The following is a 23,399-nucleotide window of genomic DNA, read 5'->3' on the forward strand; positions in this document are numbered from 1 at the left end:
ATCGGTTCACGAATCCTGGGTCCAGAGGCCAACCAGCGGGTTGCTCGAGTTCTCGACGTCGACCCGGAGCAATCGGTCGTCGTCGAGCCCGATCGCGACCCGATCGAAGTCCGCGACGTACCGGGATTTCCGGCTTCGGCTCCGGCCGACCCCGACTGTCTCCCTGACCAGTCCCGCCTCGGTCAGTCGATCGAGCTTCCGGTAGGTCGTCGAGAGGGGACGGTCGATCTCCTCGGCCGTCTCCGCGACCGTCCGTGGCTCCTCGAGAGTCGCGATGATCGCCCGACAGTCGTCGTCGGTCAGCACGCCGAAGACGTGCTCGCGCGAAGGGGCGTCGTCCGGCGAGGAGAACTCGAGTGGCATACGGGTACACCCGGCTTGGAAGCGGAGCCTAAAGACACGTTTGGTCGGCTACCTGCGATGTGGTAGCTACATGTAGCCGGCGCTCCAGAGCCAGCGTATGAGCGACGACTCTGAGAACGTTCTCGAGAGCACGCCGGGAGCGGGTCGGACTCCCGAAGCCGAACGCATCGAACCCGCGGCGCCCGAGGAGTTCGGGCTCGTCCAAGTCTGGTGGGGCGACGGCAAGGGGAAGACGACCGCCACGCTCGGGATGGGGATGCGCGCGGCCGGCCACGGCTACCGGGTTCACCTGCTCCAGTTCATGAAGGGCGGCGCCTCGAGCGTCGACGCGGTTCGAGGCGAGTACAACGCGATCGAAGCGCTGTCGGGGATGAGCTACGAGAACCTCGGCCACTACGGCTGGCACGGGATGGCCGACGGCAGCGAGGACGCCGACCACCAGGCGGAGGCCGAAGCGGGTCTCGAGCGCGCCCGCGAACTGCTCGCGGCGGCCGACGACGCCGACCTCTCGGCGCCCCTCGACCTCGGGGCCGACCCCGAGGCGGGCGTCCACATGCTGATCCTCGACGAGGTGCTGTACGCGGCCGATCGCGGACTGATCGGCGAGAACGACGTCCTCGACTTGGTCGACGCCAAACCCGACGGCCTCGAGCTGGTGCTGTCGGGCAGCCACGAGGAACCGACCTACCTCGAGGACCGCGCGGACCTGATCACGAACGTCCGGAAAGTCAAGCACCCGATCGAGGACGGCCAGCGCGCGCGGCAGGGAACCGAGTACTGAGCCCTCGCCGTCTGCCGATCGCGTGGGCGGGTACGCGTCGTCCTCCTCGAGGGGCGCCAGTGTACTTATCTTGTTCATCGTACAGTAGCGGCGTATGGCAGTCACCCTCGAGACCGTCGACCTCCCGAACGGCGAGACGATCGGCTACCGCGAACGCGACGGCGGATCGGTTCCGGTCGTCCTGCTCCACGGGAACATGACCTCGTCGAAACACTGGGACGTCGTCCTCGAGGCGATGGACGACCGATACGAGCTGTACGCGATGGACATGCGCGGGTTCGGCGAGTCGAGCTACGAGGAGCCGATCGACTCGCTGGCAGACTTCGCCGAGGACCTCGCGCTGTTCGTCGACGAACTCGGCCTCGAGCGGTTCCACCTCTGGGGGTGGTCGACCGGCGGTGGGGTCGCGATGGAGTACGCCGCCGCCCATCCCGACCGGGTACGAAAGCTCGTCCTGCTTGCGCCCGCCAGTACGCGGGGTTACCCGATCTATCGAAAGGACGAGAACGGGGATCCGACCGACGAGGTGCTGACGACCCGCGAGGAGATCGCAGCCGATCCCGTCCAGGTCGCGCCCGTCCTCGAGGCCCACGAGCGGGAGGACGCGGCGACGATGAAGGCCATCTGGAACCAGCTCATCTACGTTAACGACGAGCCCGATCCCGAGCGCTACGACGAGTACGTCGCGGACATGTTCACCCAGCGGAACCTCGTCGATGTCGACTACGCGCTCACCCGGTTCAACATGAGCGACGAGCACAACGGCGTTACAGAGGGCTCCGGACGGGTCTCCGACATCGAGGCCGACACGCTCGTTCTGTGGGGCGAAGACGACTTGGTTATCACCGAGGCGATGATCGAGGAGACGCTCGCGGATCTCGGCGAGACGGCGACGTTCGTCGAACTGGAAGGCTGTGGACACTCGCCGCTTATCGACGACCGCGAGCAGCTACTGCGGGAGGTCAAGTCGTTCCTCGGGGACTGAGTTAGGACGGTGGTCATGGATCGGGTTCGACCCGTCGATCCGAAAACCTGTCAGGTGCGCCGAAAGCGCCCTTCGCCTGCAAGGACAGGGAAAACTGACCACGGCTGCGATCGGATACACATGAAAGTCGTCTACAAGCCAGGCAACGCGTACGAAGAGATCAACTGCTACGACTTCCGGGAGTACGAACACGGCGTCGTCCTCCACAACGAGGAGGGGTATAACATCGGCTACGTCCCCCACGAGATCCTGAGCCACATCGAGCCCCACGCCGAGGAGGAGGTCGGTTTCGAGAGCGATGACCAGGAGGAACCCGAGGACGAGGAGTAGCCGGCAAACCGACAGGTCGATAGCCCGCGCCGCTCGAGTTCCACCGGAATGACGCGGACGCTTCTCGTCGCCGGCACCGCGAGCCACGTCGGCAAGTCGACCGTGGTCGCGGGACTCTGCCGACACCTCGCCGACCGGGGCGTCTCGGTCGCGCCGTACAAGGCACAGAACATGAGTAACAACGCCCGGGTCGTGGTCCGCCCGGAGACGAACGACGACTCGGACGGGGACAGTACGAGCGACGGAAACGACCGATGGGGCGAGATCGGCGTCTCCCAGTTCGTTCAGGCTCGAGCAGCCAGAATCGCGCCGACGACCGACTGTAACCCCGTCCTGTTGAAGCCTCGCGGGGACGGCGAGAGCCAGCTCGTCGTCGGGGGCCGGGCTCGCGAGCACGTTCCCGCGGGCAGCTACTACGAGGAGCACTGGCACGAGGCCCGCGAGGCGGCCGAGGAGTCCCACCGCCGGCTCGAGACGGACCACGACGTGATCGTCGCCGAGGGTGCGGGTAGCATCGCCGAGATCAACCTTCACGATCGGGATCTGGCGAACCTCGAGACGGCCCGCTTCGCCGACGCCGACATCCTGTTACTCGTCGACATCGAGCGCGGCGGGGCCTTCGCGAGCCTCTACGGGACGATCGAACTGCTTCCCGACGATATCCGCGAACGGGTCGTCGGCGCCGTCATCACCAAGTTCCGTGGCGACCCTGCGCTGCTCGAGCCCGGCATCGAGGAGATCGAGTCCCGAACCGGGGTTCCGATCCTCGGCGTGCTCCCCTACGACGATCCGGGGCTGCCCGAGGAAGACAGCGTCGGCCTGCCCGGGCCGGGCGAGCGAGGCGTTCTCGGCGACGACGACGGCGTCCCCGCGGAGCGACGACTGACGATCGCGGTGCCTCGGCTTCCACGGCTCTCGAACGCGACCGACCTCGAGGCGCTTTCGGCTGAGCCCGGCGTTTCAGTCGAGTTCGTTCCCCTCGGGGAGAGCCGGAAGGACGAGAATCCGGATCCACTGGCCGACGCCGACGCGGTCGTCCTCCCCGGAACGAAAAACACCGTCGACGATCTGCGGGCGCTTCGGGCGTCGGCCGTCGGTCCGGCCCTCGAGCGATTCTCGGGCCCGGTCGTCGGCCTCTGTGGCGGCTACCAGCTACTGGGCGAGCGGATCACGAACGCCGCACTCGAGGGGGTCGGCGACGAGGACGTCCTCGAGGGTCTGGGCCTGCTCCCGGTCGAAACCCGATTCGAGTCCGAGAAGCGCCTCGAGCGAACCGCCGTGACCGTCGACGGCTCGGCCTCGCCGCTGCTCGCAGCCGCCGACGGCGCCACGGCGCGGGGCTACGAGATCCACGCCGGCCGCACGCGGGCGCTCGAGGGGGTCGATCGACCGCTCGGCGAGACCGGCGCGGCTCGCGGCTCCGTGCTGGGAACCTACCTGCACGGACTGTTCGATTCGGCGCCCGTTCGGGCGGCGTTTCTCGAGGCGGTCGCGGCCTCGGCGGGGATCGACCGTCCCGACGGTTTCGGATCGGCCGAGGGCGGACCGGACGGGCGACGCCCCGCGGATCGGGCCGCGTCGCTGGTCGCCGAGAACGTCGACCTCGAGAAACTGGGCGCGCCGTTCGACGCGGAACCCTAGGTGCGGTAGGTGCCGAGTAGCTCCTCGAGCACGAGACACTCCTGTTCGGTCGGTTCGTAGCGGTCGTCGATGAACTGCTCGGCCGCCTCGTAGTCGCCGCGGAGTCCGTGTTTCCGGACGGTGATGACCGCTTCGAGGAAGCGAGTGCCGCCGTCGGCGGCGGACTCGGTCTCCTCCGGGATGTCGAGTTCGGCCTTGATCTCGTCGAAGTTGAACGTCTCGACGTCGTGGTCCGGATCGACGAGCGTGAGCACGTACTCCGCGGAGAAGCGGTAGAACTCGGACTTGCTCTCGAACATACCGTCGTCGACGAGGGCGTCGATCTGATCGACGACCGCGTCCGGATATCTGACGGTATCTTTCGCCATACCGAAACCCTTCATACCGGCGACTCATTACTGTTTCGGGCGTCGAGAAACGAACGCCCAGTCAGCTGCTTGGAGTTCACAACAGGTTTATTATTTATCATCCGCAATAGGGGGACGCGATGGCAGACGAATCCGAACTCCGTGACCAGATGATCGACGCGTTCGAAGGCGCAGACTACCCCATCTCGAGCCCGATGGACCTCGTTCCGGCCCTACCGAACGGCCCCGGAACGAAGTTCGAATCGGGCGACTTCTCGATGACCGCGATGGAGCTCAACACCAAGACCTCGGGCGGGGATTTCCCGTACGAGGATCCCGAGACGTTCGTCGACGACATCATCGAGGACCTCAAGGAGCAGGGCGAACTCTAGATCGACGAGGCCTCCGCGACTCGGCTCCTTGAGATCCAGCCGTCGATCGTCGTCGGTCGGGACGACTTCTCCCGGCTATGAGTGCTACGAATGGCAAGCACTTACATCGCTGCCCGGTGATCCTTCTCGAGTACGCAATCAGTCCGGAAAACCGAGATGCCATGCAAGACGTAACCAACGACGCCACGGTCGCCCTGATCACCGAATCGCCCGACAGCGAACTGTCGGCGGCGATCGAGACGATCTCCTCGTTCGACGTCCGAACGATTCCCCCCGATCGAGCGCTCGAGTCGCTCCGGGAGACCGCCAACGGAGACGAGGCTCCCTCCGGAATCGTCCTCGAGGTCGACGATCCGGCGACGATCCGATCGGTCCTCGATCAGGTGCAGTCGGCGGTCCAGGTGACGCCGATCGTCGTCGCGCCCACAGAGGGGAGCGAACGTACCGCGGTAGCGGCGCTGCGAGCGGGCGCGACCGAGTACGTTGCGGCCGACGAGCCCGAGGCGAAGGTCGACCGGATTATCGACGCGATCACCGAGCTCCCGGCCGATGAGACCCCGGAGTACCACCGTATCCTGGCGAACGAACTCCCCGACGAGGCGTTCGTCATCGGGGAGGACGGCACCTACCTCGAGTCGAAGGTTCGCCCGGATACGGCGACGCTGTACACGACTGCGGCCGGCGAACTCGTCGGCAAGTCCCTCGAGTCGGTGTTTCCCGCGGACGTCGCCGAACGACTGCAGTCGCGTCTCGAGCGGGCGATCGAGACCGGCGCGATTCAGTCCATCGAGTACGGCGCCGATACGACCGAGGGCTGGCGCCGGTACGAGGCGCGGGTCGTCCCCATCGAACGACGGATCGGCGGCCAGCGCGCGGTCGTCTGGCTGGCCAGGGATATCACCGAGCGGGCCCAACGCGAACGGCGCCTGCAGTCCCGTCAGGACCGGCTCGAGACGGTCAACCGAATCAACCAGGTCGTCCGGCAGGTGATCGAGACCCTCGTCGAGGCGCCGACCCAGGCGGCCATCGAGCGGAAGGTCTGCGAACAGCTCGTCGAGTCGGAGCTGTACTGCGGCGCCTGGATCGCCGAACGGACGGGCGAGGGTGAACTCTCGTATCGGACCGGTGCCGGGACGGCCGAGACCTACCTCGAGGCTGTCGAGAGCTGCGATCCCGAGGATCAGCGGCCGGCCCAGCGCGCCGTCAGAAGCGGCGAGATACAGGTGATAGACGACGTGCTCGACGACGAGTCGATTCCAGAGAAGCTTCGCGAGGCGGCTCGGGCGGACGGAATCGACGCGGCGGTCGTCGTCCCGATCAGCCACGGCGGGACGACCTACGGCGTCCTCGCCGTCGTCGCGAACCGAAACGACACCTTCAGCGAGAGCGAGCGAAGCGGGTTCCAGCTGCTCGGCGAGACGACCGGCTTCACCATCAGTGCCGTCAAGAACCGCCAGCTACTGTTTTCCGACACCGTCCTCGAACTCGAGTTCCGGATCGACGGCGGCGAGACGCTCGCGTTCGACCTGACGACGGAGTACGACTGTACGATCGCGCTCGAGTGGGCGGGCTCGACCGCCGACGGTCGGATCTTCCAGTACGTGACCGTCGACGGGCTCGACGGCGAGACCGTCCTCGAGGAGGCCGAGGATCACGATTCCATCGAGGAGTGTCGGCTCATCTACGACGGCACCGACAGCTGCACGCTCGAGATCCGAATGGGGGAGTCAGGCGTCCGCACGCTCGCCCACCACGGCGCGACGATCCGGGACATCGTCGTCGAGAACGGCTCCGCGTCCCTTCTGATCGAAGTCCCTCGAGACGCCGACGTCCGCGAGGTCGCCGAGGCGCTGAAGTTCGTCTACGAGGATACCAAACTCGAGGCGCGTCGGGAGGTCGACCACCCGGTCAGAACCGCCGCTGAGCGCCGCGACGACGTGTTCGGTAAGCTGACGGACCGACAGCTCACGACGCTTCGGCTGGCCTACTACAGCGGCTTCTTCGACTGGCCACGGGAGAGTACGGGCGAGGAGATCGCGGAGGCGATGGACGTCTCGCCCCCGACGATGCACCAGCACCTCCGGAAGGGGCTGAAGACGGTTCTGGGCGAGCTCTTCGAGGAGAGCGGCGGCACTGTATAGAAACCGGCGGCGAGGGAAACGGTAGGTGGTGGTGTTTCGAACGGTCCCCATCGTGCCGGTGCCTTCGACCGACGAAGGCGGGTTCGAGTAGGTGCTCGAGCGGGATAACAGTGCGCAAATCGACCGACGGGACGAGGGTTGCGCCGTCGGTCTATGACGATTAGTCGTCGTCGATCGACGGCGAGTCGTCGGTGGCGCGCTCGATCGTCTCGTCGAGCAGCCCTCGTTCGAGCAGTGTCGCGACCCGATCGACATCGGTGTGAACCGGCCGATCCGCCTCGAGCGACGGGACGACCTCCCGGATCAGGTCGTAGACGGCGCTCGTTCCGACACCGAGTGACAGCGGCTCGTCGGTCTCGAAGGCATCGTCGACGTAGTCGGCGGCCTGGGCGCCACAGACGAGTTCGGCCGCGACGACTTGCGTAGCGTTCTCGACGGCCCGCCGGGTATTGAGCGCGGACTGGCCGCTCATGCTGACGTGATCCTCCTGGCCGCCGCTGACCGGCGTGTTGTCGGCCGAGGCGGCGCCAATCGAGCGCAGCTCGTTGAGCAGCGCGGCCGCGGTGTACTGGGCGATCATGTACCCCGACTCGACGCCGCTGTCGGCGGCAAGAAACGGCGGGAGGTGTGGTTCCTGTAGGTTGGGGTTCAGCAGGCGGTCGATCCGTCGCTCGCTGATCGCCGCCAGGTCGGTCAGCGCGAGACGAGCGTACTCGAGACGCAGCGCGAGCGGCGCGCCGTGGAAGTTGCCCCCCGAGAGGATCGCCGCGCGGTCGGTGCCTGACGCGCGGTCGTCGACCCTGTCGCCCGCGAACACCAGCGGGTTGTCGGTCGCGCTGTTGAGTTCGGTGGAGACGGCGTCCCGAAGGTGACCCAGGGCGTCCCGGACCGCCCCGTGAACCTGCGGGAGACACCGTAGCGAGTAGGCGTCCTGCACCCGGTCGCAGTTGCGGTGGGCCTCGACGATCTCGCTGCCGGCGGTGAGTCGTCGAACTTCGCGGGCGCTCTCGAGTTGGCCCGCGTGCGGGCGGGCCTCGTGGATCGCTCGAGCAGCCGTCGCCGTCGTTCCGAGGGAGGTTTCGATCGTCAGCGCGCCGGCCGCGTCCGCACCGCGCACGAGCCGTTCGCCGTCGACGACCGCGAGCGCAGCCAGGCCGGCGGTCAGCTGGGTGCCGTTAATGAGCGCGAGTCCCTCCTTGGGCTTCAGCGAGAGGGGCTCAAGGCCGATCTCGGCGAGCGCGTCGTCGCCGGAGCACCGCTCTCCGCCCTCCTCGTTCGATCCCTCGACGATCGCTTCGCCCTCGCCGATCAGCACCAGCGACATGTGGGCCAGCGGCGCGAGGTCACCGCTGGCGCCGAGACTTCCGCGGGATCTGATGACCGGATGGACTCCCTCGTTACAGATCGCGACGAGGTGGTCGACGACGGTCTCGCGGATGCCCGAGTAGCCCGTCACGAGGGCGTTGATTCGGGCGACCATCATCGCACGGACCTCCTCGCGCTCGAGTTCGCGGCCCGCGCCCGCGGCGTGGCTGCGAAGCAGGTTCGTCTGGAGCTGTTCGATCTCCTCGGGTGGGATGCGTTCGTCGACCAGCTCGCCGAATCCGGTGTTGAGCCCGTAGACGGCCTCGCCGCTCTCGATCACGTCCTCGACGCGAGCGCGGGACTCCCTGAGTCTCTCTCGGGCCGCTTCGTCGATCTCGAGCTGGGCGTCGTCGCGCGCGACCGCGGCGACGTCCTCCGGGGACAGCGACTCGCCGTCGAGCACGACGGTCATCGGAACCCACCCCCGATCGCCGCCGTCGCTCGTGGGCGGCCCGCACACGAACGCCCAACGGGGATACGTGGGGGATCCCAAGCCGGGGTTGCATGCCAAACGCAGCAATCGTTATTCTCGCTGGAACGGAATCGGCGTCCGACCTCGGCCGCGTCGTCAACGGGCTTCAGACTGCCAAGGAGTTCGACGATGCCGGCGACGATGTCGAGATCCTCTTCGACGGTGCCGGCACCCAGTGGGTCGGCGAACTCGAGGACGAGGACCACGACTACCACGCGCTGTACGCGCAGGTCGCCGAGCACGCGCAGGTCTGTGACTACTGTGCGGGCGCCTACGACGTCGAGGACGAGGTCGAGGCGAGCGAGGCCGAGCCGGCCGGCGAGTACGAGGGACACCCGAGCATCCGCTCGCTCGTCAGCGACGGCTACGAGATCATCACCTACTGAGGCACTTTCCTGCGGTTTCGGTTCGATCGATCGTCCGACCGGCCCCGACGTGGTTGCGGTCGCGTTCGGTGCCACTGCGGTACTCGCGACCGTCATTCGACGACCACCTCCCCGGCCTTGACCACCGCATCGACGGCCGTCGTGTCGAACCGGTAGGCCAGATGGGCGAACGACGGCGCCTCGAGCACGACGGCGTCGGCCGGCGCGCCCTCCCGGAGCGTCCCCGTCCCGTTCTCGAGTCCGAGCGCGAGCGCCGCGTTCCGCGTCGACGCGAGCAGCGCCTCCGCGGGCGTCATCCCCATCTCGACGGCGCCGAGGGTCTGCGTGAACTCCATGCTCCGGGAGTGACAGTTGGGGTTGAAGTCGGTCGCCAGCGCGACCGGTGCGCCGGCCTCGAGGAACGTCCGCGCGTCGGCGTAGTCCTCGCCGAGGCCGAACGCGGTTCCGGGTAACAGGACGGGCACGACTCCGTTCTCGACCAGCGCGTCGACGTCGTCCTCGTTCGCGTGCAGCAGGTGGTCGGCGCTCGCAGCGCCGAGTTCGGCCGCAAGTTCTGCCCCGCCGAGGCGAACGAACTCCTCGGCGTGAACCTTCGGCGTCAGGCCGCGTTCGAGTCCCGCCTCGAGCACCCGCCGGGACTGGTCAACGTCGAAGACGCCCTCCTCACAGAAGACGTCGCAAAAGGTCGCGATTCCCTGCTCGGCGACCGCGGGAAGCTGCTCCTCGACGACATCGTCGACGTACTCGTCGGTACCTCGATCGTCGGGGACCGCGTGGGCGCCCATGAACGTCGCCACGAGGTCGACCGAGTGGGCGGCGTCGGCGCGGTCGATCGCCTCGAGCTGTCGCAGTTCGGTCTCGACGTCGAGCCCGTACCCCGACTTGACCTCGACAGTCGTCGTCCCGTGGGCGAGCATCGTCTCGAGGTGCCCAGTGAGGTTCGCGACTAACTGGTCGTCGCTCGCCTCCCGGACCGCTCGGACGGTCCGGAGAATGCCGCCGCCCTCGGCGAGGATTTCCTGGTACTCCTTCCCTCGTAACTTCGCCTCGAACTCGTCGGACCGATCCCCCGCGAAGACGGCGTGGGTGTGGGGATCGACGAAACCGGGGACGACGGCTCGCCCGTCGGCGTCGATCGCCGTCTCGGCGTTCTCGGGCGGATACTCGCGGGTGACGGCGTCGCTCGAGCCGACGGCAACGACCTCGCCGTCGACCGCGGCGATGGCGGCGTCCTCGCGGATCTCGAGGGGTGTATCGTCGGATTCGTTCCTCGATGGCCCGACGACGAGTTCGCCGATCCCGTAGACGACGCAGGTGTCGCCGTTCGCGCTGCCCCTCACGGCGTCGACGTCCTCGGCTGGCCCGCTCATCGTCGTCCCTCCGTGTACCCCGCGAGGAAGTGTGCGATCGCCCGGGCCGCCGCGTCGGCCGTCAGTCCCTCTCGATCCAGCGGCGGCGCGCACTCGACGACCTCGAAGCCGACGATCCGGTCGTCGCTCGCGAGCAGCCGCAGCAGCCGAAACAGTTCTCGAGTGCGCAGCCCGCCGGGCGTCGGTGCGCTCACACCGGGTGCAGCGCTCGCATCGAGGACGTCGCAGTCGACGCTGACGTAGAGGGCGTCGACGTCGCCAACGGCCTCAAGAGCCCGATCCGCTGCGGCGACGACGTCGTCGCCGACCTCCTCGCTCGTGACGACCTCGCCGCCCCGTTCGCAGCAGTAGTCGTGGTACGCGGTCGAGGTCTCGAAGTGACGAGTGCCGACGCAGGCGTAGCCCTCGAGGCCGTCCTCGAGCAGCTGTCGGTACGGCGTTCCGCTCGTGGGCTCGCCGTCGACCGCGCGAACGTCGAGGTGGGCGTCGAGATTGATCACGCCGACGGTACCCGACTCGAGCAGCGGCGCGACGTTGGGGTAGGTCAGGGAGTTGTCCCCGCCGAGGAAGACCGGAAGCGCGTCGCGCTCGTGGACGAGCCGAGTCGTCTCGTGGAGTTCGGTCTGGACCGCCGAAACTCGCTCGCCCGTGTCGTCCTCGAGCGTCTCGACGAGCGAGCGTACGTCGCCGAGGTCCGCGACCCCATCGAGAGGACCGCCGTCGAAGTGATGGGACTTGGTTCGGGCGAGCGAGCGGCGGATCGCGGGCGGCCCCTCGCGGGCGCCCTGTCGGCCGATGACCGCGCCGTCGTAGGGTTCGCCGACGAGGACGGCCTCGAACGCGCTCTCCGAGAGGTCCTCGAGAGCGACCCGTTCGACGACGTCACCGAACAGTTCGTCGTTCGCGTCGCCGCCCGCGAGGGCGTCCCAGCCGCCGGTCGACGCCCAGTCCGGGTTGGTCGCGAACCGATCGGTGCCGCTCACGAGCGATCGCCCTCCGCCATCGGGACGTGGACGTTCGACTCGCGGGCCTCCGCTATGGCCTCCTCGTAGCCAGCGTCGGCGTGACGGATCACACCCGTTCCGGGATCGGTAGTAAACACCCGTCTCGCCTTCTCGGCCGCAAGTTCCGAACCGTCGAGCACGATGTGGTTGTTCGTGTGCAGCGAGTTGCCGATGCCGACGCCGCCACCGTCGTGGACGCTGACGATGTCGGCGCCGGCCGCGCAGTTGAGCAGCGCGTTGAGGATCGGCCAGTCGGCGACGGCGTCGGTGCCGTCGCGCATCGCCTCGGTCTCGCGGTTCGGGCTCGCGACGGAGCCGGCATCGAGGTGGTCCCGCGTGACGACGATCGGCGCCGAGATCTCACCCTCGGCGACGAGGTTGTTGATCCGCAGGGCGAACCGGGCGCGCTCGGTGAGCCCCTCGTCGCCCGCTCCGTCGGTGCTGTACCCGAGCCAGCAGACCCTCGAGGGCAGGCCCTGAAACTCGACCTGCTCCTGTGCGAGGTCGATCCAGCGGTGCAGGTGATCCTTCTCGGGGAACAGCTCGCGAACGGCGTCGTCGGTCCGGTGGATGTCGGCGGGGTCGCCCGAGAGGGCAACCCAGCGAAACGGTCCCTTGCCGCGACAGAACAGCGGCCGGATGTAGGCGGGGACGAACCCGGGGAAGTCGAACGCTGCGGTGTGGTTCCGGTGGGTCGCGACCTGTCCCCGGATGTTGTTGCCGTACTCGAAGGCGATCGCGCCCTCCTCTTGCATCTCGAGGATGGCGTCGACGTGGCGCTCCATCGTCTCGAGGCTCGCTTCGACGTAGGTTTCGGGATCCTCCGCGCGAAGGTCGTCGGCCTCGGCGACGGTGTAGCTCGAGGGGTAGTACCCCTCGAGTTCGTCGTGGGCACTAGTCTGATCCGTGACGACGTCGGGAACGAAGCCGCGCTCGAGCATCGCCTCGAGCATATCTGCGGCGTTCGTGTGGACGGCGACGCTGTATGGCTCGCCGGCCTCGGCGGCCGCTTGGGCGGTTTCGATCGCCGCCTCGAGGTCGTCGGTCTTCTCCTGGCAGTAGCCCGTCTCGAGGCGCCGATCGATCCGCGTCTCGTCGATCTCGGCGGCGATGCAGACGCCGCCATTCATCGTCACCGCCAGCGGCTGGGCGCCGCCCATCCCGCCGAGGCCGCCCGTGACGACGATCCTGCCCTCGAGCCCCTCGATGTCAGGGTAGTGCTGGCTCGAGAGCTCCGCGAGGGTCTCGTAGGTGCCCTGGATGATCCCCTGCGTGCCGATGTAGGCCCACGAGCCGGCGGTCATCTGGCCGTACATGATCTTGCCCTCGGCCTCGAGTTCGTGGAAGTGCTCCCAGTCGTCCCAGTTGCCGACGAGGTTCGAGTTCGCGATCAGCACTCGGGGGGCCCGCTCGTGGGTCTCGAAGCGGCCGACGGGTTTGCCCGACTGAACCAGTAAAGTCTCCTCGTCGCCCAGCTCCCGGAGTTCGTCACAGATCGCGTCGTAGGCGTCCCACGACCGGGCCGCACGACCGGTGCCGCCGTAGACGACCAGGTCCTCGGGGCGTTCGGCGACCTCGGGGTCGAGGTTGTTGTTCAGCATTCGGAAGGCCGCCTCCTGGCGCCAGCCCGCACACTCGAGGTCCGTCCCCGTCGGCGAGCCACGATACTTTTGCCACTGATCGCTCGGGTCGGCCTCCCCGAGCGTCGATCGTCGGTCGCTGTCCATACCGATAGCACGATGCGAGGAACCAACACCATCGGTGTTCCGTACGGAAGTGGGTTTATAGTAGTTCAGCTGCATACCGGTACGCGTGTACGAGGCGACGTTCGCTATCGCTGACTCGAGCGCCTACACCGCGCCGACCGACGGCACCGACTGTCGGATCGAACTCTGGTGTAACGATCACGCGGACCTCCTCTACGTCGTCGGCTCATCGGTCGAACCGGTGCTCTCCCGGGTCCGGGCAGACATCGGGATCGAGGACTGCGTTCGCGGAGACGGCGAGACGGTCGTCATCACCAGTTCCTGCCTGAAACGACACGAGACGTCGCACATCGAGCGCTACCTCGAGTCCCACGACTGTCTGTTGCTCCCGCCGCTGCGGTACGAGGACGGACGCAAGCACTGCCGGATCCTCGCGCTCGACTCCGAGAACCTCACCGATCTCTACGCCGCTCTCCTCGAGGACAGGTTCGACGTCGAGGTCCTGCGCAAACGCGAGATCGGCGTTCCCGCCCGGTCGTCTCCGCTGGTGTCCCTCGAGGAGACGCTGCCGGAGCTGACGGCCCGCCAGCGTGAGGTTCTCTCGCTGGCGGTCGAAACGGGTTACTACGAGATCCCACGAGAGACGACGAGCGAGCAACTCGCGGCCGAGCTGGGAATCAGCCGACGGGCGGTGGACGACCACCTCCGACGGGTCGAGCGAAAGCTGCTCTCGGCGCTGCGCGCCTCCCTCTACTAATCGATCGGAGTACGGACTCGGGATTCGGAACGACCGCTGAAACCGAATCGAGCGACTCGGTAACATGCCAGGCAAAATCAAACGTTTCCTGTTGCCTCTTCGATAACTCAGTACAGTCAGCACGAGCAGTTGCCCGAAATCCACGACGGATCGGAAGTTAACACATATATCTGACAACCGTGTCTTCGTACGTTATATGCAATTCTGTGACGAGTGTGGTTCGATAATGCACACGGAGGGCGACGCGTGGGTGTGTCGCTCCTGTGAGAACGAGGAGCCGCGGGACTCGCAAGCAGAAGCGGCGATGGCGACCCAGGATGGACAGTGGGACGACGGGGCACCCGCCGTGGCCGACGCGACCCAGGGCTCCACCGAGACGATGCAGGAGCCCTGTCCGGCGGACGACTGCGACAGCGACCGGGCCTACTCCGAGTTGATGCCGAAGCCGGGCGGCTCCTACGAGGTTCGGCTGTTCACCTGCGTCGAGTGCGGCCACAAGTGGCGCGAGTCCTGACGGCGCATCTCGCGTGTACAGACCACACATTACTCGTCGACTCCAACCCAACTCCAACAACGTTCTTGAGGCTATCAACACTCTCTGTCACAAGAGCCTTCGTTGGGATGGTCATTCCCCCGGTTGTCGGTTCGGTAATCGTTGGAACACTCTCTCCAGAAACAGAACCGAAGACGGGGCAGCGTTCGGACTCCGCAGTAACCCAAAACACTCGAGCGACCGTCAGTCGACGCGATCAGTTCCGGACTGGAGACACTCTCCCGCGTATAACTGTCGCAACTGTTAACCCGACCGCCGATAGGGTCGGCCCGACTCGGTTCGAGCGATGAGCGACCGAGGACGAGGGCGGAAAGGGGCCGCTCGAGCGCCGCCAGTGGAGGGAGCGTGATCGAGGATCTGCGGACCGAAACGGTTCTCGAGGGGTCCGACGGGAGCTACTACACCGGCTGGGAGGTTACCCGCCGGCTCCGATCGGGCGCGTGGAACCCCTGCCTCCGACAGGACGACCCCGATCGACGGCTGGTCGAAACGGAGTCGGGCGAGCTACTGCTGCTCGCTCCGATCGATCCCGCGACGCTGCCGGCTCGAGCGGAGGTTCGGCTCGAGGGCGAGGCCGCCCGCGTAGTCCGGACGCGACGGCGGTGTCGTCGGCCCCGAAACCGACGGTACGGGTTCCCTGACGGTCAATAGTCCGAATGTAACCGTTTTAGGGCGAGCCATCGTAGTTCGTAGGGGTCGCCAAACGCACGCCGAGATCGATTTCAGCGAACATGAACGACGAGGGAGCGAGCGACGGGAGTCCGACCCTGACGCGGCGCCAGCTACTGGTCGGGCTGGCCGGGTCGACCGCCTCGGTCGCCACCGTCGGAACGCTCGGCTACGCGAGGCGGGAACCAAGCGACCGCCTCGAGGTCCGACTCTGGTTTTCCGAGCGAGCCGCGGGGTACGACGGGATCGCCGACCGCGTTCGCGACTATCTCGAGGTGTTGCTTTCCGACGAGTACTGGGAGCTCGAGCTGTCGGTCGGCGGAACGGTCGCGGTCTCGACGGAGGACGGCGCCCGCGTGACCAGCGGCGGCGAGTGGCCCACGACGCTGGTCTCGGGGGCGGTCGGAATCGGCGACGTCGACCCGGTTTCGGACGTCAACCTGCTCGTCACGGACGGCCAGATGACGACCGCGCCGACCGGGTTCGCGCTGCCCCGCGTCGCGTCCGTCGGCGGCGCTCGCTACCTCGCGACACTACCGCCGATCGCGGAGCTCGGAACGGTTCGGAACGGCGAGGTGGTCCACCGGACCGTCCCCAACGAGCGCCCGACCCGGACGGTTCAGATCCTGTTGCACGAACTCGGGCACGCGCTCGGACTCGATCACGACCACGGCGTCGCCTTCACCAGCGGGGAGACCGTCGTCGCGACGCCGATGCTTAGCAGTTACGCCTGGGATCCCGACTACGAGCACGATCGATCGCGCTGCGGTACCGTCTATCCGTCGACGGCGGGACGTGACCGGGCGCTGAGCCTGACGTTCTCGGCGTGCTCGAGACGGGAGCTCGAGTCCTACAGCGGCGGCTTGACGCTGTAGCTGGCCGGGAAGCGACGAGGAATCTACTCCTCGTCGGTCTCGTTCTCGCCGCGGGCGAAACTCCCCTGCCCGCCGGCCGACTCGTCGACCTCCGGGGATGGCCCCTCGATGAGCGACTCGAAGTCGTCGGTCTCGTCGTACTGATCGCGGTAGACCAGCGCCGCCTGGCCGAGCGACGTGATCTCGTAGAGGCCGGAGCGCTCGGCCGGACCGATCTTCTCGACGAGCCCGTAATCTTCGAGCACCGGCAGTCGGGTGTTGATGTTCTTGCGGCTCTTGCCGGTGTGGGCCGCCAGGTTGGTCGCGACGTTGCGTCCCTTGTCCTCGAGCTCCTCGAGGATCAGGAAGTCAGTGGGTTGTCGTAATTTCACTCTCGGTCACGCTCGTGCCTGCCACTATATTTCCAGTGGTGACTAATTCTTTCGACTCCGACCGGTCGACCCGATTCGAGTGACATATTCGACGTCCCAGCGTCCCTGGATCTACAAAAGCGGACTCTCGTCTGTCGGCTCACCCACTGTCAGCAGTCCGAGTCGTGGAGGCGACAGGGTTGTCCCGAACGTGTTCGACACCCGTCGTCGCGAACCACTCGAGCAGCGAGGCGACCTGCTCGGGCGAGCGGACGCGCCCCGACGCGGCCGTCGGCGTGTCGTCGCCGACGCGGACGCCGACGCCCCGGGGTTGGACGGTTCGAAACGCGGATTCGTCGGTGACGTCGTCGCCGATGTAGATCGGCACCGTTCCGTCCGAGCGGTCGGCGACGAGCATTCCGACGGCGTTTCCCTTCCCCCAGTCGATCGAGGGGCCGATCTCGAGGATCGCCTTTCCCGTCGAGAGCTCGAGGCCCTCGCCGCCGAACCGGGAGACGGTCTCGCGGGTGAGTCGCTCGACCTGCGGTCTCGCGGGTTCGGGCACCGACCGGTAGTGGACCGTGGCGGTCAGGCGCTTGTTCTCGACGCGGGCGTTCGGAACCGGATCGAGGGCGATCTCGAGGGCCTCGCAGACGGCGTCGACGCGCGCGGCGCGCTTTCGAGCGATCGGGTGGACCGCGACCGAATCGCCACGCTCGAGCTCGAGCCCGTGGTTCCCGGCGTAGATCCGCGGGCCGTCGACGCGCTCGCGGACGTCGGCGAGCCCGCGCCCGCTGACGATCGCAGTCGTCACGGCCGGGTCGTCGGTGAGCCGCTCGAGGGCGTCGCTGACGGCCCGCGTCGGAGCCGCCTCGTCGGGGTCGTCGACGATCGGTGCCAGCGTGCCGTCGAAGTCGAGACACAACAGGAGTTCCGTCGCCTCCTCGAGTCGCGTCCGGATTCGGGGTCGTAGCTCGTCGATCGGGTTCGGCTTCGTTCGCTGCTGTTGCATGTTATATCTGTGGGGTCCGCGCGCCGGGATCGTCGTCGTTCGACTCGCTCGGGTCGTGCAGGCGTCGGATCGAGTCGAACTGGCTGTCCATCCACGCCTCGAGGTCGGCCTCGAACACGTCGGTTCGCATCGACCGCATCCGACGCCGTCGCTCGCTGGCCGGCATCGCCAGCGCGGTCTCGAGTTCGGCGGCGAACGCGTCGGTGTCGGTCGGATCGATCGTCACCGCGTCGGCGCCGAGCCGTTCGTGGGCGCCGGTTCGCTCGCTCAACAACAGGACGCCGTCGCCGTGGGGTGCACCCGGCGACGATTCGCTCGCGGGTCCCTCGCCGACGCAGGAGGCGACGAACTCCTGGGCGACGAGGTTCATCCCGTCCAGCAGCGGGCTGATGATCATGACGTCGGCCCGACGGTAGAGGCCACAGAGGTTCTCCTGGGGGACGTACTCCTCGGTGTAGACGATCGGCTGCCAGTCGTCCGTGCCGAACCGGCTGTTGATCCGGGTGACCTCGCTTCGGACGAGGTCGCCGAGCCGTTCGTAGGCCGGAATGCCGGTTCGAGAGGGCGTCGCCTTCTGGAGGAACGTGAACTCCCCGCGTCGATCGGGGTTGCGCTCGAAAAAGCGCTCGAGGGCGGCGAGACGTTCAGGGATCCCCTTCGAGTAATCGAGGCGGTCGACGCCGAGTCCGAGCGTGACCTCGGGAGAGACGCCGAACTCCTCGAGCAACGCGTCCGGATCTTCGACTGCTCGGGCGTGTTCGTCGTAGGTTTCGGCGTCGATCCCCATCGCCGCGGTCGCCAGCCGGGTCGTCCCCTCGTCGTAGTCGACGAGCCACTCCTCGTGGTCGACGACCGCGCCGTCGAGGTACTGCTCGACGCACTCGAGGAACAGCCGCGCGTACCGATCGACGTGAAAGCCGAGCAGGTCGTTGCCGAGCAGCCCCTCGAGGAGCTCCTCGCGGACGGGACACTCCGCGAACGTCTCCGGCGTCGGCCACGGGATGTGCCAGAAGTGTGCGATCGTCGCGGCCTTCGGGATCCGCTCGCGGATCAGCCGCGGCGCGAGCCCGAAGTGGTAGTCCTGAATCCAGACGACCGACTCGGCGCTGGCGTGTTCGGCGACGGCGTCTGCGAACCGCTCGTTGACGGTTCGGTACCACTCGAAGTCGTTCGCCCAGTCGTCTCGCTCCTCGATCAGGTCGGGGAACTCGTGACAGAGCGGCCAGAGAACCTGGTTGCTGAACCCGTAGTAGTAGGAGTTCACGGCCTCCTCCGAAAGGTCGATTCGGTGGAGGGTGTAGGCGTCTTCCCCGGGCGGGACGGAGACGCAATCGTTCGCGTCGGTGACCGCGAAGTCGGCCTCGCCGTCGCCCCAGGCGATCCAGGTGCCGTTGGCCTCCTGAACGACCGGGTCCAGGCCGGCGGTTAGTCCGCCGGCGGGCTCGTCGACGACGATGGATCCGTCGTCGCCCTCCGGTTCGGACTCGTGCTCGTACTCGTGGCGGTACGGCTGACGGTTCGAGACGACGATCAGCGATCCCGGACAGCCCGGACCGTCGGTATCGTCGTCCGTCTCGTCGGGGCGGCTCCCCCCGTCCGCACGTCGCCCGTCGGTCCGTTCGTCGGGCAGCCGGTGCTCCGTATTTCGCATTCGCTGAAGGGAAACAGGTCCCTAGCGGGTCGGTTCGCGGCCTGCACCCGCATGGAACTCTAATACCCCCCGGTATCGTTTCGGCCGGAAGACCCGTCGCTACGCCGTCCGTTCGACACCGTGACCCGAACGCTCTTTTCGGGACGGCCGAAATCCTTGAGGTATGCACCCCCCGTTCGACGCCCGGATCGAGGCCTGTCGGCGCCGACTCGAGACCGTCGGCGCGGAGCTACTCGTCTGCTTTCCGAGCCCGAATCTGACCTACCTGACGGGGTTCGTCGAGTCGCCCTCCGAGCGCCACTTCCTGCTGTTCGTTCCTCGAGATGGGGCGCCCGCGATCGTCGCGCCCGCGATGTACGAGGCACAACTCGACTCCCTCGGTGTTCCGAACGTCCGACTCTGGGACGACGAGACGGATCCGCTCGCGGTTACCGAGGAGCTGCTCGAGGGGATAGCGCTCGAGAGCGCAAACAGTGCCGACGAGCCGACCGTGTTGCTCGACGACCGCATGTGGACGACGTTCAACCACGACCTGCGCTCGCTGCTCCCCGGCGCGGAGTTCGGCCTCGCGAGCGCCGTCCTCGAGGAGCTTCGCATCCGCAAGGACGGGACCGAGCTCGCGGCGCTTCGCCGGGCGGGCGCGGTCGCCGACCGCGTCTCCCTCGAGGTCCGCTCCCGGGGCGAGGAGCTGGTCGGAACGACCGAGGCCGAACTCGCGAGCGAGATCGACTCGCTGCTGGCGGCGGAAGGCGGCGGGGAGCCCGCCTTCGAGACGATCGTGGCCGCGGGACCGAACGGCGCCCGCCCCCACCACCATCCCGGCGATCGCGAGATCGAACGGGGCGAGCCGATCGTGCTCGACTTCGGCGCGTTCGTCGAGGCTGAGCTCGAGGTGGGAACCGCGCGCTACCCAGGTGACCAGACCCGGACGATCGTCGTCGGCGAACCGCCCGCGGAGTACGAACGGGTTCACCAGGTCGTCCGCGAGGCCCAGGGGGCGGCCGTCGACGCCGTTGAGCCCGGCGTCGAGGCCGGCGAGATCGACCGCCTCGCTCGCTCGGTGATCGAGGAGGCGGGCTACGGCGACGCCTTCGTCCACCGCACCGGTCACGGCGTCGGCCTCGAGGTCCACGAACCGCCCTACATCACCGCGAGCAACGACCGCGAACTCGAGCCCGGAATGGTCTTTTCCGTCGAGCCGGGAATCTACCTCGAGGGCGAGTTCGGCGTGCGGCTCGAAGATCTCGTCGTCGTCACCGAGGAGGGCTGCGAGCGGCTGAACGACTCGCCGCGGGGTTGGGAGAGCGGCAAGGACATCGGTCGCAGTGGATCGTAACACGGTTTTAGACTAGTGGATGAAACTCGCGTTACGTACGGGCCAAGGGTGGAAGGGGGTAGCGCGCCGGCTCACGCCGACTTTCAGAAGAGATCTCTGTCAGCTGTTTGTATTTTCATCAGTGATTCTGAGCGTAAATCCCCACGTGAACTCGATACCAGCATATTCATGAGCGTTTTCGAAGCGATACTCGCCAGTCGGAAAACATCCTTCGGCGGTTGGATCGTCGACGACAATGAGCCGATCTGTCCCCGTTTCGTTAGGGCCGAGTGTGTGATTTAACGGGCCTTCGTCCGTCATTTCGACGTATTCGTCCGTGGCTTCCGGGTCTTCAATACAGTCCGGAGTATAGTCTTCTTCGGGGCTATCAGGAGCTGTAAGCGAGTAGAGAAGTATACCCGCCTCACTCTCAGCCGAGCTCGATCCCTTGTAGTACGGACTCCAAATCTGCTTTTCAGTATCGCCCGTGTTCGTAGCGAACACCTCGATAAATCCAGTTTCGTCGGCCGTCACAGTCTTTTCAACTACTTCCACATCGAACTCGACGGGTGCGTCGCTCGGGACGTCGTCCACGTCCGATATCGAGATCTGTCGTTCGAAACCGTCGGTCGAAACCGCGCTGTCGCCGTTCGTGTCGCCGTCTGATCCGTTCCCGTCGTCGGTGCTACCGCTCTCGCTTACGCAACCGGCGAGCGTGACTGAGAGTGCAACACCAAGACTGCGGAGCCCTTGGCGACGGTTCATATCAAAAAAATTATCTGCAGTGGATAAAACCCTTCTCTAAGCTCAAGCGTCGATTTGACCTTCTCGTTCGGTACGCCTCCCCGTCCGACGGTTCGGCCGATTCGGATTCACGATCCGGACCGAATACGAAACTCACTGGGACTGGAGGAACGACCGCAGCTCCTCGCGGTAGGCCTCGGGTCGATCTTCGGGCACCCAGTGGTTCGCCTCCTCGAGGCCGACGAGGTCGGCGTCGTCGATATCGCTCTCGAGGCGCTCGGCGTACTCGATCGGCTGGAACTCGTCCTCGGCGCCCCACAACAGGAGCGTGCGGGCGGTCACCTCGGCGGGGTCGATCTCGGTCGTGTGGCTCGTGTTCGTCCCGATCGCGTTCCGGGACAGCGAGACCACCCCCTCCTCGGAGTTCCACTGGTCGACCATCCCCTCGACGAAGGCGTCGTCGGCGTCGTCGCCGTACAGCGTCCCGCGAAACACCGACTCGAGCGTGTCGGTCAGCTCGTCGACGCTCATCTCGTCGATCGTGGACGGAAGCCCGAGATCGACGATCGTCTCGATCGGCCAGGAGTCGTAGCAGACGGCGTTCGAGAGCACGAGCTCGTCGACCGACTCTGGTTCGTGGACGGCGTAGCGCAGGCCGACCCCGCCGCCGAGGTCGTGGCCGACGAAGGAAACCGAGTCGAGGCCGAGCTGGTCGAACAGGTCGGCGACCGCTCGCTCCTGGGCCCGAATCGAGCGGTCGAACCGGTCGTCCATCGTCGACTCGCCGTAGCCGACCATGTCGGGGACGATCACACGATAGTCGTCGGTGAACTCGAGCGCAACCTGCCGCCAGAGGTACGACGAGGTCGGGATCCCGTGGAGGAAAACGAGGGGCTGGCCCTCGCCCTCGTCGACGTACGCCATCTCGAGGTCGTGACCGTCGACGGTCACCGTCGTCGACTCGAGTCGGTCGGTCCACCCGTCGTGTTTCATAGGTCTCGTTCCGTCCGACAGCCCGATAGGAGTTGGCCCTGACTCGATCCGGGACCACGAGTCGACCGAGAAACGCTTAGGAACGTCGGGACCAGACACACGGTCGTGAGCGAAAATCGCGTCGTTCAGGGACGAATGGTCACGGCGAAGAAACTCGCGGAGCTGATCGAGGACGACTCCGTCATGGATGCCGAGGCGATCGAGGAGGCCGACAGGGAGTGTCCCGACTGCGGCGGGGACGTCCTCGAGGTCGGCTACATGCCGTCGGTCACGGAGTTCGTCACGGGACAGAAGTGTCAGGACTGCGACTGGAGCGAGACGGATCGGGACTGAATCGACTGCTCCCGACGTCTTCCCACGAATTCGGCCATTCTGCTGGTGTCACTACAGTACGGCGAATAGAGTCAGTTACGAAAGGCGCATTCCGGGCAACCCGGCTCCGTCCCGTGATTAGCGCTAATTCCCACGCCAGTAGACACATGTCTGATACGATCAAGGGGATGCCCCTGATTTCGATCGGAACCGAACAGGAGTCAAATTCCCGATAGTACTATACCACTATAAACTAATGGAGATATCGTATGGTGGACGAGACGACTCGGAAATCAGATGGGAGTAGCGGGGTAGAATCAGAAGGGCCGGATACACTCGAGACGGAGGAGGACGAGCTCGAGTTCGACAATCCGGATGAGGTCACGACGGGAGACGACCTCGAGTTCGGGGATTCTGGCGAGGGGGCGACCGAGTCATCGCCGACGACGTCGGCTTCGATGGGGACGACGACGCAGGACTCGCAATCTCAACAACCGCAGCAACAATCGCAGGACTCGACAGCGGTCGGGACGAACAAGGGGAACATGAAGTTCTGCGAGCACTGTGGCTCGGAGATCTCGATGGAGGCAGAACTCTGTCCGAGCTGTGGCGTTCGCCTCGAGTCGAATGAAAAGAGCCCTGGAGTAGCAGCCCTGCTGTCGGCAGTGATCAACGGTGGGGGTCAGATCTACAACGGGGATGTAGTGAAGGGAATCGCGATCATGGGGGTCCAGGTAATCAACGTGATCCTCATCTTCTTCCTGATCGGGTTCCTCACGTTCCCGCTGGTATGGATCTACTCGGTGTACGACGCGTACAAGACGGCCCAGACGCGGTAGCACAGACCGTTTTCGAGAAGATTGTTTTTGTAGCTCATCATCCCCA

At 66.3% G+C, this 23,399-nt stretch carries 25 protein-coding genes; 14 read left to right on the forward strand and 11 right to left on the reverse strand.

All coding sequences use genetic code 11. From position 1 onward, the window contains the following. Window positions 1-6: 6 nt before the first annotated feature. Complete coding sequence (locus ACFEMD_RS05165) at window positions 7-363, reverse strand: helix-turn-helix domain-containing protein (RefSeq protein WP_394739883.1); 357 nt, start codon at window positions 361-363, stop codon at window positions 7-9. A gap of 97 nt (window positions 364-460) precedes the next feature. Here ACFEMD_RS05165 and ACFEMD_RS05170 point away from each other — a divergent pair, with 97 nt between their 5' ends. The 4 genes from ACFEMD_RS05170 to ACFEMD_RS05185 all read left to right on the forward strand — a co-directional run bounded on the left by ACFEMD_RS05170 (window position 461) and on the right by ACFEMD_RS05185 (window position 4,100). After that, window positions 461-1,144, forward strand: a complete 684-nt coding sequence (locus ACFEMD_RS05170; RefSeq protein ID WP_394739885.1) for a cob(I)yrinic acid a,c-diamide adenosyltransferase — start codon at window positions 461-463, stop codon at window positions 1,142-1,144. Window positions 1,145-1,238: 94 nt separating this feature from the next. After that, complete coding sequence (phaZ, locus tag ACFEMD_RS05175) at window positions 1,239-2,129, forward strand: intracellular short-chain-length polyhydroxyalkanoate depolymerase (RefSeq protein WP_394739886.1); 891 nt, start codon at window positions 1,239-1,241, stop codon at window positions 2,127-2,129. Window positions 2,130-2,249: 120 nt separating this feature from the next. After that, window positions 2,250-2,459: a hypothetical protein gene (locus tag ACFEMD_RS05180; protein ID WP_394739887.1), complete on the forward strand. Its 210-nt coding sequence runs from the start codon at window positions 2,250-2,252 to the stop codon at window positions 2,457-2,459. 48 nt (window positions 2,460-2,507) lie between these two features. Further along, complete coding sequence (locus tag ACFEMD_RS05185) at window positions 2,508-4,100, forward strand: cobyric acid synthase (protein ID WP_394739888.1); 1,593 nt, start codon at window positions 2,508-2,510, stop codon at window positions 4,098-4,100. On the opposite strand, the gene ACFEMD_RS05190 is transcribed toward ACFEMD_RS05185, so the two are convergent. Further along, a complete protein-coding gene (locus ACFEMD_RS05190) occupies window positions 4,097-4,468 on the reverse strand; it encodes a CopG family transcriptional regulator (protein ID WP_394739889.1) in 372 nt (123 codons plus the stop codon). The genes ACFEMD_RS05185 and ACFEMD_RS05190 overlap by 4 nt on opposite strands. Window positions 4,469-4,587: 119 nt before the next feature. Between ACFEMD_RS05190 and ACFEMD_RS05195 the strand changes: the two genes are divergently transcribed. After that, window positions 4,588-4,839, forward strand: a complete 252-nt coding sequence (locus tag ACFEMD_RS05195; RefSeq protein WP_394739890.1) for an MTH865 family protein — start codon at window positions 4,588-4,590, stop codon at window positions 4,837-4,839. Between the two features lie 161 nt (window positions 4,840-5,000). Then, window positions 5,001-6,980, forward strand: coding sequence for a bacterio-opsin activator domain-containing protein (locus ACFEMD_RS05200; protein ID WP_394739891.1), 1,980 nt, complete (start codon window positions 5,001-5,003; stop codon window positions 6,978-6,980). Window positions 6,981-7,140: 160 nt separating this feature from the next. On the opposite strand, the gene hutH is transcribed toward ACFEMD_RS05200, so the two are convergent. After that, the gene (hutH, locus tag ACFEMD_RS05205; protein WP_394739892.1) at window positions 7,141-8,757 is read right to left on the reverse strand and encodes a histidine ammonia-lyase; all 1,617 of its coding nucleotides are present in this window, start codon (window positions 8,755-8,757) and stop codon (window positions 7,141-7,143) included. A 92-nt stretch (window positions 8,758-8,849) separates the two neighbouring features. Between hutH and ACFEMD_RS05210 the strand changes: the two genes are divergently transcribed. Beyond that, entirely contained in the window at window positions 8,850-9,203 is a 354-nt protein-coding gene (locus ACFEMD_RS05210; protein WP_394739893.1) for a hypothetical protein, read from the forward strand. A 92-nt stretch (window positions 9,204-9,295) separates the two neighbouring features. On the opposite strand, the gene hutI is transcribed toward ACFEMD_RS05210, so the two are convergent. Genes hutI through hutU form a run of 3 tightly spaced genes read right to left on the reverse strand, consistent with a single transcriptional unit; the run spans window position 9,296 to window position 13,304 of the window. Continuing rightward, window positions 9,296-10,573 carry an imidazolonepropionase gene (gene hutI, locus ACFEMD_RS05215; RefSeq protein ID WP_394739895.1) on the reverse strand — a complete coding sequence of 426 codons (1,278 nt, stop codon included), beginning with the start codon at window positions 10,571-10,573 and terminating at the stop codon, window positions 9,296-9,298. After that, window positions 10,570-11,556 carry a formimidoylglutamase gene (hutG, locus tag ACFEMD_RS05220; RefSeq protein ID WP_394739896.1) on the reverse strand — a complete coding sequence of 329 codons (987 nt, stop codon included), beginning with the start codon at window positions 11,554-11,556 and terminating at the stop codon, window positions 10,570-10,572. Before hutG ends, hutI begins: the two co-directional genes overlap by 4 nt. Next, window positions 11,553-13,304 carry a urocanate hydratase gene (hutU, locus tag ACFEMD_RS05225; protein ID WP_394739897.1) on the reverse strand — a complete coding sequence of 584 codons (1,752 nt, stop codon included), beginning with the start codon at window positions 13,302-13,304 and terminating at the stop codon, window positions 11,553-11,555. The genes hutG and hutU overlap by 4 nt, the downstream gene beginning before the upstream one ends. Window positions 13,305-13,389: 85 nt before the next feature. Between hutU and ACFEMD_RS05230 the strand changes: the two genes are divergently transcribed. From ACFEMD_RS05230 to ACFEMD_RS05245, 4 genes are all read left to right on the forward strand, one after another. After that, window positions 13,390-14,040, forward strand: coding sequence for a helix-turn-helix domain-containing protein (locus ACFEMD_RS05230; RefSeq protein ID WP_394739899.1), 651 nt, complete (start codon window positions 13,390-13,392; stop codon window positions 14,038-14,040). 196 nt (window positions 14,041-14,236) lie between these two features. Then, entirely contained in the window at window positions 14,237-14,554 is a 318-nt protein-coding gene (locus ACFEMD_RS05235; RefSeq protein WP_394739901.1) for an RPA12/RPB9/RPC11 RNA polymerase family protein, read from the forward strand. 384 nt (window positions 14,555-14,938) lie between these two features. Continuing rightward, entirely contained in the window at window positions 14,939-15,244 is a 306-nt protein-coding gene (locus tag ACFEMD_RS05240) for a hypothetical protein (protein ID WP_394739902.1), read from the forward strand. 80 nt (window positions 15,245-15,324) lie between these two features. Next, window positions 15,325-16,137 (forward strand): zinc metalloprotease, encoded by an 813-nt coding sequence (locus ACFEMD_RS05245; RefSeq protein ID WP_394739904.1) that lies wholly within the window; start codon window positions 15,325-15,327, stop codon window positions 16,135-16,137. A gap of 23 nt (window positions 16,138-16,160) precedes the next feature. Here ACFEMD_RS05245 and ACFEMD_RS05250 read toward each other — a convergent pair whose 3' ends face one another. The 3 genes from ACFEMD_RS05250 to ACFEMD_RS05260 all read right to left on the reverse strand — a co-directional run bounded on the left by ACFEMD_RS05250 (window position 16,161) and on the right by ACFEMD_RS05260 (window position 19,150). Continuing rightward, window positions 16,161-16,508: a winged helix-turn-helix domain-containing protein gene (locus tag ACFEMD_RS05250; RefSeq protein WP_394739905.1), complete on the reverse strand. Its 348-nt coding sequence runs from the start codon at window positions 16,506-16,508 to the stop codon at window positions 16,161-16,163. Between the two features lie 139 nt (window positions 16,509-16,647). After that, window positions 16,648-17,499, reverse strand: coding sequence for a trehalose-phosphatase (gene otsB / locus ACFEMD_RS05255; RefSeq protein WP_394739906.1), 852 nt, complete (start codon window positions 17,497-17,499; stop codon window positions 16,648-16,650). Window position 17,500: 1 nt separating this feature from the next. Next, window positions 17,501-19,150 (reverse strand): alpha,alpha-trehalose-phosphate synthase (UDP-forming), encoded by a 1,650-nt coding sequence (locus ACFEMD_RS05260; protein WP_394739908.1) that lies wholly within the window; start codon window positions 19,148-19,150, stop codon window positions 17,501-17,503. Between the two features lie 163 nt (window positions 19,151-19,313). Here ACFEMD_RS05260 and ACFEMD_RS05265 point away from each other — a divergent pair, with 163 nt between their 5' ends. Then, the gene (locus ACFEMD_RS05265) at window positions 19,314-20,486 is read left to right on the forward strand and encodes a M24 family metallopeptidase (RefSeq protein WP_394739909.1); all 1,173 of its coding nucleotides are present in this window, start codon (window positions 19,314-19,316) and stop codon (window positions 20,484-20,486) included. A gap of 99 nt (window positions 20,487-20,585) precedes the next feature. On the opposite strand, the gene ACFEMD_RS05270 is transcribed toward ACFEMD_RS05265, so the two are convergent. Then, complete coding sequence (locus ACFEMD_RS05270; protein WP_394739910.1) at window positions 20,586-21,230, reverse strand: hypothetical protein; 645 nt, start codon at window positions 21,228-21,230, stop codon at window positions 20,586-20,588. A gap of 132 nt (window positions 21,231-21,362) precedes the next feature. Next, window positions 21,363-22,202 (reverse strand): alpha/beta fold hydrolase, encoded by an 840-nt coding sequence (locus ACFEMD_RS05275; RefSeq protein ID WP_394739911.1) that lies wholly within the window; start codon window positions 22,200-22,202, stop codon window positions 21,363-21,365. Between the two features lie 105 nt (window positions 22,203-22,307). Between ACFEMD_RS05275 and ACFEMD_RS05280 the strand changes: the two genes are divergently transcribed. Then, the gene (locus tag ACFEMD_RS05280) at window positions 22,308-22,535 is read left to right on the forward strand and encodes a DUF5795 family protein (RefSeq protein WP_005558915.1); all 228 of its coding nucleotides are present in this window, start codon (window positions 22,308-22,310) and stop codon (window positions 22,533-22,535) included. Window positions 22,536-22,783: 248 nt separating this feature from the next. Further along, entirely contained in the window at window positions 22,784-23,353 is a 570-nt protein-coding gene (locus ACFEMD_RS05285) for a zinc ribbon domain-containing protein (RefSeq protein WP_394739912.1), read from the forward strand. Window positions 23,354-23,399: the final 46 nt, after the last annotated feature.

The organism is Natronococcus roseus (genome assembly GCF_043677095.1).
In the GTDB taxonomy this organism is placed as follows: Archaea; Halobacteriota; Halobacteria; order Halobacteriales; family Natrialbaceae; genus Natronococcus; species Natronococcus roseus.